Origin of the sequence: Streptomyces sp. NPDC085944 (genome assembly GCF_040686295.1) — a bacterium.
GTDB lineage: Bacteria > Actinomycetota > Actinomycetes > Streptomycetales > Streptomycetaceae > Streptomyces > Streptomyces salinarius.
This window is the reverse complement of the sequence record NZ_JBFBJX010000008.1, coordinates 103003-119378: the sequence shown is the minus strand read 5'-3', so window position 1 is coordinate 119378 and position 16376 is coordinate 103003. Positions and strand designations below refer to the sequence as shown.

General features: G+C 72.8%; 13 protein-coding genes. 7 read left to right on the top strand and 6 right to left on the bottom strand.

What is annotated here, in order from left to right:
* The first annotated feature begins 372 nt into the window (after nt 1-372).
* The 5 genes from AB0P07_RS17780 to AB0P07_RS17760 all read left to right on the top strand — a co-directional run bounded on the left by AB0P07_RS17780 (nt 373) and on the right by AB0P07_RS17760 (nt 5428).
* The gene (locus AB0P07_RS17780; protein WP_365551514.1) at nt 373-1395 is read left to right on the top strand and encodes a substrate-binding domain-containing protein; all 1023 of its coding nucleotides are present in this window, start codon (nt 373-375) and stop codon (nt 1393-1395) included.
* A gap of 69 nt (nt 1396-1464) precedes the next feature.
* Entirely contained in the window at nt 1465-4050 is a 2586-nt protein-coding gene (locus AB0P07_RS17775; RefSeq protein ID WP_365551511.1) for a nitrate- and nitrite sensing domain-containing protein, read from the top strand.
* Nucleotides 4047-4466 carry a roadblock/LC7 domain-containing protein gene (locus AB0P07_RS17770; protein ID WP_007445343.1) on the top strand — a complete coding sequence of 140 codons (420 nt, stop codon included), beginning with the start codon at nt 4047-4049 and terminating at the stop codon, nt 4464-4466. The genes AB0P07_RS17775 and AB0P07_RS17770 overlap by 4 nt, the downstream gene beginning before the upstream one ends.
* A 1-nt stretch (nt 4467) precedes the next feature.
* On the top strand, nt 4468-4827 hold the full coding sequence (locus tag AB0P07_RS17765) for a DUF742 domain-containing protein (protein ID WP_365551508.1): 360 nt from the start codon (nt 4468-4470) through the stop codon (nt 4825-4827).
* Nucleotides 4814-5428 carry an ATP/GTP-binding protein gene (locus AB0P07_RS17760; protein ID WP_365551505.1) on the top strand — a complete coding sequence of 205 codons (615 nt, stop codon included), beginning with the start codon at nt 4814-4816 and terminating at the stop codon, nt 5426-5428. Before AB0P07_RS17765 ends, AB0P07_RS17760 begins: the two co-directional genes overlap by 14 nt.
* Before the next feature lie 21 nt (nt 5429-5449).
* On the opposite strand, the gene AB0P07_RS17755 is transcribed toward AB0P07_RS17760, so the two are convergent.
* From AB0P07_RS17755 to AB0P07_RS17740, 4 genes are all read right to left on the bottom strand, one after another.
* Entirely contained in the window at nt 5450-6412 is a 963-nt protein-coding gene (locus AB0P07_RS17755; RefSeq protein WP_365551502.1) for an ABC transporter substrate-binding protein, read from the bottom strand.
* 74 nt (nt 6413-6486) lie between these two features.
* The gene (locus AB0P07_RS17750) at nt 6487-7152 is read right to left on the bottom strand and encodes an ABC transporter permease (protein WP_263549605.1); all 666 of its coding nucleotides are present in this window, start codon (nt 7150-7152) and stop codon (nt 6487-6489) included.
* Nucleotides 7149-7850 (bottom strand): ABC transporter permease subunit, encoded by a 702-nt coding sequence (locus AB0P07_RS17745; protein ID WP_365551499.1) that lies wholly within the window; start codon nt 7848-7850, stop codon nt 7149-7151. Before AB0P07_RS17745 ends, AB0P07_RS17750 begins: the two co-directional genes overlap by 4 nt.
* Complete coding sequence (locus AB0P07_RS17740) at nt 7847-9004, bottom strand: ABC transporter ATP-binding protein (RefSeq protein WP_365551496.1); 1158 nt, start codon at nt 9002-9004, stop codon at nt 7847-7849. The genes AB0P07_RS17745 and AB0P07_RS17740 overlap by 4 nt, the downstream gene beginning before the upstream one ends.
* 250 nt (nt 9005-9254) lie before the next feature.
* Here AB0P07_RS17740 and AB0P07_RS17735 point away from each other — a divergent pair, with 250 nt between their 5' ends.
* Together AB0P07_RS17735 and AB0P07_RS17730 are read left to right on the top strand one after the other, a co-directional pair.
* Nucleotides 9255-9953 carry a response regulator transcription factor gene (locus AB0P07_RS17735; protein ID WP_365551493.1) on the top strand — a complete coding sequence of 233 codons (699 nt, stop codon included), beginning with the start codon at nt 9255-9257 and terminating at the stop codon, nt 9951-9953.
* Entirely contained in the window at nt 9950-11404 is a 1455-nt protein-coding gene (locus AB0P07_RS17730; protein ID WP_365551490.1) for a HAMP domain-containing sensor histidine kinase, read from the top strand. The genes AB0P07_RS17735 and AB0P07_RS17730 overlap by 4 nt, the downstream gene beginning before the upstream one ends.
* A gap of 269 nt (nt 11405-11673) precedes the next feature.
* Here AB0P07_RS17730 and AB0P07_RS17725 read toward each other — a convergent pair whose 3' ends face one another.
* Nucleotides 11674-14901 (bottom strand): amino acid adenylation domain-containing protein, encoded by a 3228-nt coding sequence (locus AB0P07_RS17725; protein ID WP_365551487.1) that lies wholly within the window; start codon nt 14899-14901, stop codon nt 11674-11676.
* Complete coding sequence (locus tag AB0P07_RS17720) at nt 14898-16250, bottom strand: serine hydroxymethyltransferase (RefSeq protein WP_365551485.1); 1353 nt, start codon at nt 16248-16250, stop codon at nt 14898-14900. Before AB0P07_RS17720 ends, AB0P07_RS17725 begins: the two co-directional genes overlap by 4 nt.
* Between the last annotated feature and the right edge of the window lie 126 nt (nt 16251-16376).

Here is a 16376-nt window from a genome sequence, read left to right as displayed (position 1 = left end):
ACTCTCCTGGGCTGGAAACTCAACAGACCGTGCCGCCTGTCTTAACCCCCTGTACACGATATCTCACTTACTAACTGCCCATCAGATCAGCCTCGGAGGAACCGCCGCGCACCCTGGCCACCGCCGGGCGGCCCCGGCCCGTACCGCCGGACATACCGCTCGGCATTCCGCTTCGGCCCGCTTTCGCCGTCCCGATCATCACGATGCGGCACCGACAACCGACAACGGTTCGCTGATCACTTGACTACCAGCGGTCACACACGGTTTGCTCCGGCCAGGCGAGTTTCACCCGGTTGACGCACCGACCCGCTGATCCGGGCCACCTCGCTCCGTTCCTCCTGCTCGGCCGCACAGCGAGGTGCCCCCGCCCCCATGAGTACAGCTCCCCCGCCCATCCGCTCCTTCGCATCCTTCGCTCCCCTGCGCACCGCGGCCCTCGCGGCCGCCGTCTGTCTGCTGGGGGCCGGCTGCTCCGCCCTCGGCGGGGACGAGGACGGCTCGGCGGCGGACGCCGCGGGCGGGCCGGGCGGTGACCGGATGAAGATCGTGATGGTCACCCACGGCGGTGAGGGCGACGCGTTCTGGGACCGGGTGCGCAAGGGGGCCGAGGCGGCGGCCGCCAAGGACGGCGTCGACCTGACCTACGCCGGTGACGCGGACACCGCCGACCAGGCCGACCTGGTGCGGGACGCTGTCCGCGACAAGGCCGACGGCATCGCCGTGACGCTGGCCAAACCGCAGGCGATGAAGGCGCCGGTCGCCGAGGCCAAGGCGGCCGGGATCCCCGTGGTCGGCCTCAACTCCGGCATCGACGCCTGGCGTTCCACCGGTCTCCTGGAGTACTTCGGGCAGGACGAGAGCGTCGCGGGCCGGGCCGTCGGCGACAAGTTGAACGACCTGGAGGCCAAGCACGCCCTGTGCGTCATCCACGAGCGCGGCAACGTCGCGCTGGAGGCCCGCTGCGCGGGGGTGAAGAAGACCTTCGAGGGCGAGACCGAGATGCTCTACGTCGAGGGCACCGACATGAAGGCGGTCGGCGCGGCGGTCACGGCCCGGCTGCGGCAGGACACGAGCATCGACGAAGTCGTCATGAACGGCGCGGCGTTCGCCCTCACCGCGGTCGAGTCCGTGGACGAGGCGGGCAGCAAGGCGCACGTCGCCACCTTCGACCTCGACAAGGACCTGGTCGCCGCCGTCAAACGCGGGGACGTCCAGTTCGCGGTGGACCAACAGCCGTATCTCCAGGGCTATCTCGCCGTGGACGCACTCTGGCTGTACCGCACCAACGGCAACGTCAGCGGCGGCGGGGTGGCCCCCGTGCTGACCGGCCCGGCGTTCGTGACCAAGACGAACGCCGACTCGGTCGCCGAGTTCGCCGCGGGCGGCACCCGGTGACCGGGGCCCGCGGCCGACGGCGCCCAGCCGCGCCCGCTTCCCTTCCCCACCTGATCGCCTAGGACGACGATGTCTGCACGCAAGACACGGAAGACGCAGGAGACACGGGAGACGCCGGAGGCGCGGGGAACTCGGGAGGCGCAAAGAGCACGCCGGACGGGTCTCCGGCGCCGCCTCGGCTCCATACGTCTGTCCCTGATCCTCCTGGCCCTGGTGCCCGGTGTCACCCTGGCGGCCGTGTGGGGCGTCACGACGGTCCAGATCTTCTCGGAGGGCCTGCGGCTGCGCGCGCAGACCGAGTTGAGCCGCGACACCGGGGCCATGGGCACCGAGGCCACCCTGGCCCTGCAGAAGGAGCGCAGTCTGTCGGCCGCCTGGCTGGCCGCGCCGGACGGCGACCGGACGGCGCTGGACGCGCAGCGCGAGAAGACGGACGAGGCGGTCGCCCAGCTCGTGGGCCAGTCGGACGCGATCGAGAGCGCTCCCGACCGGATCTCGGACCGGCTGTACTCGGTGCTCGGTTCGGTGGGCAGCCTGGAGTACTACCGCGACCAGGTGGACGACTCCAGCGACATCACCGCCGAGCAGGCGCTCGACCAGTACACCTCGATCGTCGACGAGCAGATCCACGCCTTCCAGGAGCTCTCCCAGGTCGACGACGGTGACCTCACCTCCCGGGCGGGTCCGCTGGTCGCCCTGGAGCACGCCGCCGAGCTGGTCTCCCAGGAGGACGCCCGGCTCACCCTGGCCTGGCCGTCCGACCGGATGGACGAGGAGCAGTGGAACGGCTTCGCCCAGCTGGTGCACACCCGCCGCTGGCTGGTGCAGGACCAGATCGTGCCCTCGCTGACCGGCAGCGCGAAGACGCAGACCGAACGCATCCTCGCGAGCTCCGAGTGGAAGTCCCTGCAGGACGTCGAGGACCAGGTGATCGAGGCCCGTTCGGCCGGCGGCGACGAGCGGATCGACCTGCCGGACGCGCGGCAGCGCTGGAACACGGCCTTCGAGTCGATCTCCACGCAGTACGCCCAGCTCGTGAGGCAGCAGACGGACGGCCTCCTCGACCGGAGCGCGGAGGAGGCCCGGGGCCTGCTGATCAAGGCCGGCGTCCTCAGCGCGGGCGGGCTGATCGCCCTGGTGCTCTGCGTCGTCATGTCCTGGCGCATCACCCGCTCGCTGTCCCGGCGGCTGCGCGGGCTGCGGCTGGCCACCCTCAAGCTGGCGGAGGAACGGCTGCCCGACGTGGTGGCGAGGCTGGAGCGCGGCGAGAAGGTCGACGTGGAGTCGGCGACGCCGCCGCTCGACTACGGGCGGGACGAACTCGGCCAGGTCGCCCAGGCCTTCAACACCGCGCAGCGCACCGCCGTGCACACCGCCGTCGAACTGGCCGACACCCGGCGCGGGTTCCAGAAGGTGATCCTGGGCATCGCCCGGCAGAGCCAGAACCTCGTCAACATGCAGCTCGGCAAGCTGGACGCCCTGGAGCGCGAGCACACGGACCCCGAGATACTCAAGGGCCTGTACGAACTGGACTCCACGGCCAGCCAGTTGCGGCGCTACGAGGAGAACCTCGTCATCATCAGCGGTGAGCAGCCCCGACGCACCTGGCGCGAGCCCGTGTCGGTGGTGGACATCCTGCGCAGCGCCGTCGGCGAGGTCGCCGAGTACCAGCGGGTGGAGCTGCACGCCGACGAGGAGGTGGCGCTCGCCCCGCCCGCGGTGGCCGACGTGATCCACCTGCTGGCCGAGCTGATCGACAACGCCACCTCCTACTCCCCCGCCCCCAACCCGGTCGGGGTGCGCGCGGCGCTGGTGGCCAAGGGTCTGGCGGTCGAGATCGAGGACCGCGGGCTCGGCCTCTCAGAGGAGGACTACGCCTCGTTCAACGCCCAGTTGGCGGTGGCTCCGCAGTTCGACGTGGTGGCCCTCGCCGACGATCTGCGGCTCGGCATGTTCGTCGTGGCCCGGCTCGCGCACCGGCACGGCATCACCGTCACGCTGCGCCCCTCCCCGTACGGCGGGACCACGGCGATCGTGCTGATCCCGCACGACATCGTGGTGCGCGAGCCGGCCGGCCGGGCGGACGGCACCGGCATCACGGCGGCCGGCGCCCTGGCCTCCCGGGTCCCCCGGGCCGCCGGGGCACCGGAATCCCTCGCGCCCGAGCCGGTCGGCGTGTCCGCCGCGTCCGGCGCCTCTTCGGATCCGGGAGCGGACCCGGCCCACGGCGGGCGGCCCGTGCGGTCGTCACGGCCCGCGCCCCCGAGCCGGTCCGCGGTCGCGGCGGGCACCCCGGGCAGCTCCCGCGACGGTTCGTTGCCCAGCGACGAGCACGGCGGCCTGGCGCCGCTGCCCCGCCGGGTGCCGCAGACCAGCCTCGCCGCCGAGCTGCGCGACGAGGACCCCGGCGTCCGTCGGGACGGCGCGGAGGGCGCGCCCGGCGACGCCTACGCCGACTTCACGGCCGAGCGCGCCGCCTCGTCCCTCGCGGGGTTCCAGCGCGGCACGCTGCGGGCCCAGACCGACGACGACACGGACGCCACCGACACGGACACCGGCACCGGCACCGGCACCGACGGACCCGTCCCCTCCGCCGCCTCCACAAACTCGACTCCCCCCGCCGACCGCCGACCGCCGACGAAGGACACCCGATGACCCGACCCTCCCCCGCCACGCACACCGAGCTGGACCAGTTGCTCACCGGACTCGTGGAGCGGGTCGCCGACGTGAACCAGGCCGTGGTGCTCTCCGAGGACGGACTGGTCGTCAGCAAGTCCACCGGGTTCCTGCGCGACGACGCCGAGCGGCTGGCGGCGACCGCGTCCGGTCTGATGAGCCTCAGCAAGGGCGTCAGCATGGACTTCCGGGGCGGACCGGTGCGCCAGGCGCTCATCGAGATGGCCAACGGCTACCTGATACTCACCTCGGCCGGCCCCGGCGCGCACCTGGTCGTGCTCACCGGGCCGAACGCCGATGTCGGTGTGGTGGCGTACCAGATGAACATGCTGGTGAAGAAGATCGGCGAGCACCTGAGCGCCGCCCCGCGGGCCACCGCCGGCCCCGGCGAGTGACGTGACCGGAGGCGACGCGGCCGGCCGGCTCGTGCGGCCGTTCACCCTGACCGGCGGCCGGACCCGGCCCAGCCGCGCCGACTTCACCCTCATCACGACGGTGACCGCGGTCGAGCCGCAGCCCACACGGGCGGCCCGGCCCCAGCCCGAGCACCTGCGGATCCTGCGCCTGTGCGCCGAGCCGGTCGCCGTGGCGGAGATCGCGGCCCGTCTCGACCTGCCGGTGAGCGTGGTCGTCATCCTGCTCTCGGACCTGCTGGAGGCCGACCGGATCACCGCACGGCCGCCGCACCTCGTCTCCCGCGCCACTCCCGACCTGGACCTGCTGCAGAAAGTGAGGGACGGCCTTGGCCGGCTCTGAGCGCGTCGCCGACACGGCGCCCACGGCATCCGCACGCTCCACCGCGCCCGACGCGGTGAAGATCCTGATCGCGGGCGGTTTCGGCGTCGGCAAGACCACCATGGTCGGGTCGGTCAGCGAGATCGCCCCGCTGCGCACCGAGGAGCCGCTGACCGCGGCGGGCCTGGGCGTCGACGACCTCGCCGGGATCGAGGAGAAGCGGGCCACCACCGTGGCGCTGGACTTCGGCCGGATCTCCATCGGCCGGGACCTGGTGCTGTACCTCTTCGGTACGCCCGGTCAGCAGCGGTTCTGGTTCATGTGGAACGACCTGGCGATCGGGGCGCTCGGCGCGGTGGTCCTGGTGGACGTGCGCAGGCCCGAGTCGAGCTTCGCCGCGATCGACTTCTTCGAGCGGCGGGGCATTCCGTTCGTCGTCGCGGTCAACGGCTTCCACGGCCGGCACCCGTACCCGGCGGCGGAGATCCGCGAGGCCCTGGCGCTGCCGGAGCACGTGCAGGTGCTGCTGTGCGACGCGCGGGAGCGGACCTCCAGCCGGGACGTCCTCATCGCCCTGATCGACCAGCTGATCGACGCCGCGGCCGGGGCCGCGGCGTCGTGACGGCCCCGGCGACGGCTCCGGTCAGCCGAGGCCCGCGGACTTGAGCCACTCCTTGGCGACGTCCAGCGGGTCCTTCTTGTCCAGCTGGACCTGGGCGTCGAGGTCGAGGAGCGTCTTGGTGTCGAGCTTGGCGGAGACCGCGTTGAGCGTGGCCACGCCTTCCTTCGACAGCCCTTCCTTGTTGATCAGCGGGGTGACGTTCGCGTAGCCGAAGAGGTTCTCCGGGTCCTTCAGGACGACGAACTTCTCCTTGACGATGGTCGGGTCGGTGGTGAAGACGTCCGCCGCCTGCACGGTGTTCTTGGTCAGCGCCGACTGGGTCAGCGGTCCGCCCGCGTCGAGCGCCTTGAACGACTTGAACTTCAGGCCGTACACCGACTCCAGGCCCTTGAGCCCCTGCTGCCGGGTCTGGAACTCGGGCGAGCCGCCGATCACCAGCTCCGGCGCGACGTCCTTGAGGTCGGCGAGGGTCGACTCGGCGGTGAGGCCGTGCTTCTTCGCCGTCTCGGCGTTGACGCTCACCGAGTCCTTGTTCTCGGCCGGCGACGACTGAAGCAGCGTCAGCTTCTGGTCGAGCTCTGCCTTGGCCGCTTCGTTGACCGCCTCGGTGGACTTCTGCTCGGCCTTCGGGTCGAGGTAGGCCAGCAGTGAGCCGTTGTACTCCGGCAGCACCGTGACGGACCCGTTCTTCATCAGGCCGTACGTGGTCTCGCGGCTTCCTATGTTGTGCTTGTAGGTGACCTTGAGGCCGTTGGCCCTGAGGGCCTCCCCGTAGATGTCGGCGAGCAGGGTGCTCTCGGCGAAGTTGTTCGAGCCGACGACGACGGTGCCGGTCTCCGCCTTCTCGCCCGCCAGCGGATTGTCGGACGTGTCGTCGGAGCCGGAGGAACAGCCGGCGAGCAGCGCCGCCGCGGCGGTGAGCGCGACGGCGGCCGCGCCGGTGTGCCTCGTCCTGGACCTGCTGCTCTTGGCGGTGAAAGTCATCCGTCGATCCAAACCAGCCGTTCGCCGGTCAGTCAAGACCGGCCTGATTACGGTTTCCTCCCGGGCGCGCGGGCTCAACGCCTGCGTACTCCCGGCGACACGGCGAGCCGTCCGGCCGCCCAGAACACCGCGAGGGTGACGAGCGCCAGCAGGGCGACCAGGGTGGCGCCGCCGACCACTTTCTCGTAGTCGCGCTGGTAGAGCCCGTCGATGATGTACCGGCCGAGTCCGCCGAGACTGACGTAGGCGGCGATGGTGGCCGTGGACACGACCTGGATGGCGGCCGAGCGAAGTCCGCTGAGGACCAGCGGGAGGGCGACGGGCAGTTCGACCCGGAAGAGGATGCCGGTCTCGGTCATGCCCATGCCCCGCGCGGCGTCCACCGGAGCGGGGTCGACGGAGCGGACGGCCTCGTAGGTGGTCACCAGGATCGGCGGGATCGCGAGCACCACCAACGGGATCATCACCGGCAGCAGGCCGATGCCGACGACGACGGCGATCAGCACCAGCAGTCCGAAGCTGGGCAGGGCGCGGGCGGCGGTGGCGACGAAGGCGACGGCGTTGCCGCCGCGTCCGGTGTGCCCGGTCAGCAGCCCGACGGGCAGCCCGATCGCGGCGGCGAGGCCGAGGGCCATCAGCGTGTACTGGACGTGCTCCACGAGACGGGTGGGGATGCCGTCGTAGCCGTGCCAGTGGGCGCTGTCGCTGAAGAAGGCGTCGACGAAGTTCAGGACGTTCACTTGGCGGCCGCCTCCCGGGGCTCGGGCCGCGCGGCGGCCTCCTTGGGGCGTTGCCGCCTGCCCCGCGGCATCCACGGGGTCAGCAGGTTGCGGACCAGGACGAGGACCACGTCGCACAGGATGGCCAGTACGGCGGTGGTGAGGACGGAGTTGACCGCCAGTTCGGGCCGGCCGTACTTCTGGGCGTCCGCGAGCAGGTTGCCGAGGGCGCCCTGGTTGCCGATGAGGGCGCCGACGCTGACCAGCGAGATGCTGGAGGCGACGGCGACCCGCAGTCCGGCCAGGATGGCGGGCACCGCGATCGGCAACTGCACCTGGAGATAGCGCCGCACCGGTCCGAAGCCCATGGCCGTGGACGCGGCCAGCGTCTCCTCGGGCACCGACCGGACGCCGTCGACGATGGCCGGGACGAGCACCACCAGGCTGTACACGGCCAACGGGATCATCACCGTCAGTTCGGTCTGGCCGGTGTAGTCGATGAGGACCACGAAGACGGCCAGCGACGGAATGGCGTAGAAGACGGTCGTCACGCCCAGCACGGGCGGGTACAGCCAGCGGAAGCGCACACAGAGCTGGGCCAGGGGCAGCGCGGCGAGCAGGCCGGCCAGCACCGGCAGCAGTGCCTCGCGCAGGTGCAGGCCGATCAGGCCGAAGTACGTGTTGTCGAGGTCGCTCGGGATGTCGAAGAAGCCGTTCACGGGGCGACCTTCGTGACGTCGGCGGGCTCCTCGGTCGCGCGCTCGCCGCCGGGGCTCGCCGTGCCGTGGGCGCTGCGGATCGCCTCGCCGATGGTCTGCTGGGAGACGACACCGGCGACCCGCCCGTCGGCGTCCACGGCGACGGCCCAGCCGGTGGGCGAGAGCACCGCGCAGTCCAGGGCGGCCCGCAGCGAATCGGTGCCGGGCACGAAGGGCCGCCCGTAGGACAGCAGTGGCCCGGCCGCCAGGTCCCCGGCGCCCAGGTCGCCCGGCTCGGCCCAGCCCAGCGGCCGGTCGTCCGCGTCGGTCACCAGCAGGTGCGGGGCGCCGTCGGCGGCGGCGAGCTGCTCGGCGCCGGCGTCGACGCGTACGACCGGGCCGCGGGTCAGCTCCAGGGCAGCGGAGGGGAAGAAGGAGAGCCGCCGGATGCCGCGGTCGGCGCCGAGGAAGTCCTCGACGAAGTCGTCCGCGGGGTCCGACAGCAGCTCGGCGGGCGGTGCGAACTGGGCGAGCCGGCCGCCGGTGCGCATCACCGCGACCACGGTGCCCAGTTTGATCGCCTCGTCGATGTCGTGGGTGACGAAGACGATGGTCTTGCCCAGTTCGTCCTGGATGCGCAGGAGTTCGTCCTGCAGTCCCTTGCGGACCACGGGGTCGACGGCGGAGAACGGCTCGTCCATGAGCAGCACGGGCGGATCGGCGGCGAGTGCCCTGGCCACGCCGACGCGCTGCTGCTGGCCACCGGAGAGCTGGTACGGGTACCGCTTGCCGAGGGAGGCGTCGAGCCCCACCCGTTCCATCAGCTCCGCGGCCCGCTCGCGGGACTTCTGCTTGCCCCAGCCGGTCATGCGGGGCACGGTGGCGATGTTGTCGAGGATCGTCCGGTGCTGGAAGAGCCCGGCGTTCTGGATGACGTACCCCATGGACCGGCGCAGCGTGGTGACGGGCTGCCGCTGCAGGTCCTCGCCGTCGAGCAGGATCGTTCCCTCGCTCGGCTCGACCATTCTGTTGATCATCCGCAGGGTCGTGGTCTTGCCGCAGCCCGAGGGGCCGACGAGGACCGTGATCGAGCGGTCGGGTATCTCCAGCGACAGCCGGTCCACCGCCACGGTGCCGTCCGGGTACCGCTTGGTGACTGAGTCCATCCGTATCAAAACGCCGAAAACCCTTCGGGACTGGCAGAAGCTGCCCGCTCCGGCCGCGGTCGGTGGGGCCGTCGCCGGTCGAGTGTAGACGGCTGCTGCGCGGGGCCCCCGTTGCTCCGGGGCGACTTCTTCCCGCTGCTCGGGGCTTCACACCGGAAACTTCTCCCGGCCTGGCGGTCACCTGTCGGTCCGCTGTCGATCGGGCAACGACGGCCACCGCGCCCTGGGGTGCGGGCGGCCGGTGGCGCAGTATGGGCGGGTGGAGAAAGTACGCCTGCTCGTGGTGGACGACGACCCGCCCATCGCCGACCTCGTGGCCACCGTCGCCCGCTACGAGGGCTGGGAGGCGGTCACGGCCAACTCCGGTGAGCAGGCGCTGCGCCTGGCCGCCGCGTTCCGCCCGGACATCGTGGTGCTCGACCTGATGCTGCCCGACGTCGACGGCTTCGGGGTCCTGGACCGGCTGCGCGGGGCGGGCACGATGGTACCGGTGGTGTTCCTCACCGCCCGCGACCGGGTGGCCGACCGGGTGGCGGGGCTGACCCGGGGCGGGGACGACTACTTGGTCAAGCCGTTCGCGGTGGAGGAGTTGATGGCCCGGCTGCGCACCGTGCTGCGGCGCAGCACCGGGCCGGGTTTCCAACGGTCGGTGCTGAAGGTGGCGGACCTGGTGATGGACGAGGACGCCCGCGAGGTGCGCCGCGGCGAACGGCGGCTGTCACTGACGCCGACCGAGTACGAGGTGCTGCGCTACCTGATGCGCAAGTCGCCGGCCGTGCTGACCAAGGCCCAGATCCTCGACCACGTGTGGGAGTACGGCTTCGGCGGCCGGTCCAACGTCGTGGAGCTGGTCGTCAGCCGGCTGCGCCGCAAGCTGGAGGCGGTGGACGGCGCGGGCGGGCCGCTGATCGAGACGGTGCGGGGCTTCGGCTACGTGATCCGGCAGGCGGCCGGGTGATGGGCAGGTGGTGGCGTGCCTACCGCGGTCTGCGGCTCGGCACCCGGCTGGCGCTGGGGCTCGGGGTGCTGTCGCTGGTGGTGTTCGCCGTGGTCGGCACGGTGCTGACGGCGTACATGCGGGAGTATCTGGAACGTCAGCTCGCCGACCAGATGAAGCTGGTGCAGGTGGTGCAGTCCAAGGACGCGGCGGCGCACGGCACGGTCGAGCGCAAGCCGTACTACGGCTGGTACACCGCCGTGTACGACGTGTCCGACGGCTCGGCGGACCTGCGCACGCCCGCCGAGGTTCCGGCGGACAGCCAGGCGCTGACCGCCCTGGCGCGGACCATGGCCCGCTCGGACGAGGACCTCACCCGAACGGTGCGCATCGGCGGGCACGGCCCCTATCTGCTGCGGGCCTGCGAGGTCGAGCCCGGCGTGGTGCTGGTGAGTGCGGCGCCGCTGGGCGACGTCGAGGACACCGTGGAGCAACTGGTCACGGTGCAGGTCGTCGTCTTCGGGCTGGCGCTGGCGGCCCTGGTGGTGTTCGGCCGGCGGATGCTGCGACGCGGTCTGAAGCCGCTGAGCGACATGGCGAGCACGGCGCACGGCATCGCCTCGCACGATCTGACCGAGTCGGCGGCGCGGCTGCCGCTGCGGGCCGACGGGCGGGACGGCGGCAAGGAGGTGGCGGAGCTGCGGACCGCGTTCAACACGATGCTGGAGCACATCGACGCGTCGCTGGCGGTCCGTGCGGAGGCCGAGCAGCGGCTGCGCCGGTTCGTCGCGGACGCCTCCCACGAACTGCGCACCCCGCTGATGTCCGTACGCGGTTACGCCGACCTCTTCCAGTACGCGGCGGCCAACGCCCCCGGGGAGCGCGAGCGGCACCTGGCCCGGCTGCGGGCCGAGGCGGCCCGGATGGGGGTGCTCCTGGACGACCTGCTGCTGCTCGCCCGGCTGGACGCGGACGAGGTGGAGGCGCCGCTGCGTTGGGAGGAGGCGGACCTGGCGGAGCTGGTGCGGCAGGCGGCCGAGGCCTTCCGCGCCGCCCACCCCGACCGTCCGCTGACGGTGACGGTGGCATCCGGGACGGAGCCCGTGCGGCTGCGCATGGACCCGCAGCGGATCCGGCAGGTGCTGGACAACCTGCTCACCAACGCGGCCGTGCACACCCCGCCCGGCACCGAGGTCTCGGTCACGGTCTCCGCCGCGTCCGGGACGGCCCGGGTGTCGGTCGCCGACACGGGCCCCGGCGTCCCGGTGGCCGACCGGGACCGGATCTTCGACCGTTTCTACCGCGTCGACAAGGCCCGCAGCCGCGACCGGGGCGGCAGCGGGCTCGGGCTCGCCGTCGCCCGCTCGCTGGTGCGGGCGCACGGCGGGACGATCGAGCTGGGCGGCGAGCCGGGCACGACGGTGTTCACGGTCACGCTGCCGACGGGCCCGGCGGGAGCCGCGGACCGGTGAGGTTCCGGGTCCCGCTCCCGTCGGCACGGCCGGACCCGTCGGGCATACCGCCGACCGGTCCGGCCGCGAGCCCGGCCCGCGCGTCGCCCGCCGTCGGACGCCACGCCCCGACAGCGACCGCGCCCCGCCGAACCCCACGCCCCCCGCACCGGCCCCTCACGACACCGAGCCGTCCCCAAGCACATCGAGAACGCCCCGACACACCGCCGGCACCCACGCCCCGACAGCGACCGCGCCCCGCCGAACCCCACCCCTCCCACACCGGCCCCTCACGACACCGAATCGTCCGCGAGCGTGTCGAGGACGGCCCGGCAGGTCGCCAGCACCCGCGGCCCGTGCTCGCCCTCGGCCAGGGCCGCGGCCTGCTCCCGAAGGGTCGGGTGGGTGAACACGAGCCTGGCGTCCACGTCCAGGTCGAGCACCGCCCCGATCCGCGTGGTCATCCGCGCCGCCTGCAACGACGTACCGCCCAGGTGGAAGAAGCTCGCCTCCGGGTCGGCCTCTCCGGCGAGGTCGAGCGCCTCCGCCCAGACCAGCGCCAGCACGGACTCCACGGGGCCGGACACCCGGTCGGCCCCCGCTCGGGCCGGCTCGGCGGGCAGGTCCCGGCGGGACAGGGCGAGCCGGTCCACCTTGCCGTTGGCGTTGAGCGGCAGCACGTCGAGAAGCTCGACCGCCGCGGGGACCGCCGCGCGCGGGAGGTGCGCGGCGGCGTGGTCCAGCAGTTCCCGCCTGGAGACGGGCCGGCCCGGCTCCGGGACGACGTAGGCGACCAGGCGTTTGCCTCCCGCCACCTCGCGGGCGGTCACCACGGCGTCCCGCGTCGCCGGATGCCGGCGCAGTACGGCCTCGGCCTCCGCCAGCTCCACCCGGACGCCGTCGATCTTGATCTGGAGGTCGCGCCGCCCCATGAACTCGATGCTGCCGTCAGGCCGCCACCGTCCGAGGTCACCGGTCCAGTACGCGGGTGTCCGCGACCCGGGGCGCGGCCGGAAGGCGGGGCTCGACTCCGCGCCGAGGTAGCCGCGGGCCAGGCCGACCGGGGACTCCACGCACATCTCCCCGGTCACCCAGTCCGGGACCTCGCGGCCCTCGCCGTCCAGGACGAAGTACCGCTGGTTGCGCATCGGCACGCCGTACGGGATGGACGCGCCGTCGCAGACGTACCCGCGCGGCAGCGGATTGACGATCGACCACACGCAGGTCTCGGCGGGCCCGCCGGACGCCACGACCGACACGTTCGGGAACACCTGCTCGGCCCGCGCCGGCAGGTCGACGGGTATCCAGTCGCCGGCGAGCACGACGGCGCGCAGGCCGTCGAGGCGCATCCGGTGCTGCTCCGCGTGGTGCACGACCAGTTCGAAGAGGGCCGGTGCGGAGTTCCACACCGTCACCCCCCGCGACCGGATCAGTTCGAGCCAGTGGCCGGGGTCCACCCCCCGGTCGCCGTCGGGCACCACGGCGGCGCCGCCCGCCATGAGGATGCCGAACACGTCGTACACCGAGAGGTCGAAGTGGAAGCCCGACACCGCGAGCACCCGGTCGTCGGCCGAGACCCGCAGCAGCTCGTTCATGTGGCCGAACGCGTTGGCCGCACCCCGGTGCGGGACCACCACTCCCTTGGGTGTGCCGGTCGAGCCGGAGGTCAGGATGACGTACGCGTCGCCGGTGGCCGTCGCCAGGCCGTCCGGCAGCGGCTCGCGGCCGTACGGTTCGTCGACGCGCACGACCGTGCCGGCGCCGAGCCCGCGTGCGCGTCGTTCGTGGTCCCGGTCGGTGACGACGTGTGTGACTCCGGCCTCGCGCAGCACGGCGCGCAGCCGCCCGTCGGGCTGGTCGACGTCGAGCGGCAGATAGGCGAGTCCCGCGTTGGTCACCCCGTGGGCGGCGACGATCTGGTCGCGGCCCTTGGGCAGGAGGACGGCCACCGGTACGCCGGGGCGGCCCCGTTCGGTCAGCACCGCGGCCAGCCCGAGGGCGCGTTCGGCCAGTTCGCCCCGGCTCAGCACCTCGCCGTCGGCGGACACGACGGCGGGCCGGCGCGGATGCCGGCGCGCGCCGTCGAGCAGTGCCCGGGTGAGCGGTTCCCGGGGTACCGGAGCGTCGGTGGCGTTGCCGACGCGGCGCCGTTCGGCCTGGTCGGGCGGGATCAGGTCGAACCGCTCCTGTTCCCACGCCGGGGCGTCGCCGGCCAGTCGGCGCAGCAGCCGGCCGAAGGCGCCGAACATGGCGGAGACCATGCCGGGCGGGAAGGCGGCGGCGCGGTGGTCCCAGCTCCAGCGCAGTTCGCCGCCGGTCTCCGCGACCTGGAAGTCGAGGCTGACCTGCGGGGTCTGGGTGCTGGTGTACACGGACTCCCCGAGGGCCGTACGGGTCTCGCGCCCGGGCTGCCCCAGCAGGCTCGTCAGCACGACGGGGAATCCGACCTCCGTCCGGCCCCGGCGGCGGGCCAGCGCCCGGGCCACGTGGATACCGCTGAAGTCGCTGTGCGGGAGGTCCTCCCACATCTGCCGCTGGGCCTGCCGGGCCCGGTCGGTGAACGTGGCCCCCTCGCCGCGCATCTCCAGGAGCACGGTGCTGGTGAAGTCGCCCACCACTCCCGCGTACGCGTCCCCGGCCCGGACGGCGGGGAAGACGGGGACGTTGACGACGAAGTCGTCACCGCCTCCCCAGGCGCGGAGCACCTCGGCGAAGACGGCTGCCAGCAGGGCTGTCGGGGTGACGGACCGGCGCGCGGCGCTCTTGTGGAGACGCTCCCACGTCCCCGTGTCCAGGGCGTCCTCCAGGCGTACGAACCTGGTGTCGTCGCCCGCCGCGGAAGGGGGCTGGGGCAGCGTCGGGGCCGGGGGCAGCGTGTCGAGCCGTTTCGTCCAGTACTCCTCGGCGCGGCGCCACTCGGGGCCGGTCGCTTCCCGGCGGTGGCGTTCCACGACGAAGTCGCGGAACGTCCGACGGGGCGCCGGCCCCGGCGACTCGCCCCGGTAGAGGGCCGTCAGCTCCGGTACCAGCACGTGGAAGTAGCTCCACGCGTCGGCCACCAGCAGGTCGAGACTGAAGTGGACGCGCCGGCGCCCGCCGGGCAGGAGCGACACCTGCACGTCCCAGAGCGGGAAGGTCAGGGGGTCGAAGACGTGCCGGGACCGGTCGTCGCGCAGCCGGGTGAGGCGTCGTTCGGCCTCCTGCGGGTCCAGCTCCGCCCAGTCGTTGACCGTGACCTCCCACGCCGGCGGGTCGGCGAGGACCCGCTGGCCGCCCTCGGCGCACATCACCGTGCGCAGCGCCGGGTGCCGGGCCACCAGCGCGCGCCAGGCGGCGGCGAGCGCCCGCGGGTCCACCGTCGTCGAATCCCACTCCCAGTAGCCGTGGCAGCCGACCGAGCCGTACCGCATGGCCGTGTCGCGGCCGACCAGATAGGCCTCCTGCGTCGCCGTCAGCGGGAACGGGGCGTGGACGCCGCCCGTGTCGTGCCTCTCCTCGGACGCGGACTGCTGGATCACGGCTGCATCACCTCCTGAAGGTTCGTCGTCGTCGGGGAAAGAGGTCCGGCCGGAACGTCCTCCAGTTCGCCGCAGATCTCGGCGACCCGGCGGCGGGCCAGGGCGCGGGCCGCCGGCGGCAGCGTGTAGGAGGTGGGGCCGTGGGACTCGACGCTCTCCAGCACCCCGGCGATCAGTTCGGCCGCCCGGCGCGCGTGCTCGGCGTCCCCGCCGCGGGCGGCGAGTGTGTTGGTCCCGATCCGCAGACCGCCTGCCACGGCGGCCGGCAGCGTGTCCTCGGGCACGACGTTCCGGTTGACCAGGACGCCGCAGCTCTCCAGTGCCTTCTCGGCGACCCAGCCGGTCGTCCCGGTGCCACGCAGATCGGCGAGGACCATGTGGGTGTCGGTGCCGGAACCGACGAGGGCGTACCCGTGGTCCGCGAACACCTCGGCGACGGCCCGGGCCGCGGTGACGATCCGGCGGCACATGGCGTGGAAGTCCGGAGTCGCCACGTGGCCGAACGCCCATGCCTTCGCCGCGATCGAGTGCGGCGCCGGGGTGCCCTGGACGCCGGGGAAGACGGCGGCGCCCACGCGCCGCTCCAGCTCCCCGGGGTCGGGCACGTTCGTGCCGCCGAGCACCAGTCCGCCGCGCGGGCCGGCCAGTTGCTTGTAGGTGCTCGTGGTCACCAGGTGGGCGTACGGCACGGGTGAGGGGTGCAGGCCGGCGGCCACCAGGCCCGCGATGTGGGAGACGTCGGCGAGCAGGGCGGCACCCGACTCGTCGGCGATCTTGCGGAAGGCCGCGAAGTCGAGCTCGCGCGGGTACGCGCTGCCTCCGCAGATGACGACGTCCGGGCGGAGGCCGAGGGCCAGCGTCCGTACCTCCTCCAGGTCGATGAGGCCCTCGCGGGTCACGCCGTAGTGGTGCACGCCGTAGAGAGTGGAGGTGACCGAGGCACGCGCGCCGTGGGAGAGGTGCCCGCCCGCCTTGAGCGACATCGAGAGCACCTTCCCTCCGCGCGGCAGCAGGGCGCGGAGCGCGGCCAGGTTGGCGTTGGTGCCGGAGTGCGGTTGCACATTGGCGAACGAGGCCCCGAAGACGTCGCGGGCCCGTCGGCAGGCGAGTTCCTCCAGCCGGTCGAAGACCCCGCAGCCCGAGTGGTAGCGCCGGCCCGGGTATCCCTCCCCCGTCACGTTGGTGAGCACCGAGCCGTTGCACCACAGGACCTGCCACGGCGCCGTCGACGCCGCGGCGACCATCTGCAGCGTGTCCCGCTGGCGCCGTTCCTCCTCCGCCAGCAGCGTGAACACCGCGTCGTCCTCGAAGGCCGGCCGCATCCGGCCGGCACCGGTTTCCCAGTCCACGTCATCGCCTCCCCCACAGGTGGCCACGACCGTAAAAACCGCCGGTCAGCGCCGGGAGAAGGGGACCGGAACGCACTGAACCGATTCGTAACCGGCGCTCCTAAGCTTGGGCGGGCTCCTCATTCA

Excerpts from the sequence above, each read along its gene's own strand:
- AB0P07_RS17780 (WP_365551514.1), top strand. The coding sequence starts at position 373 with ATGAGTACAGCTCCCCCGCCCATCCGCTCCTTCGCATCCTTCGCTCCC.
- AB0P07_RS17775 (WP_365551511.1), top strand. The coding sequence starts at position 1,465 with ATGTCTGCACGCAAGACACGGAAGACGCAGGAGACACGGGAGACGCCG.
- AB0P07_RS17770 (WP_007445343.1), top strand. The coding sequence starts at position 4,047 with ATGACCCGACCCTCCCCCGCCACGCACACCGAGCTGGACCAGTTGCTC.
- AB0P07_RS17755 (WP_365551502.1), bottom strand. The coding sequence starts at position 6,412 with ATGACTTTCACCGCCAAGAGCAGCAGGTCCAGGACGAGGCACACCGGC.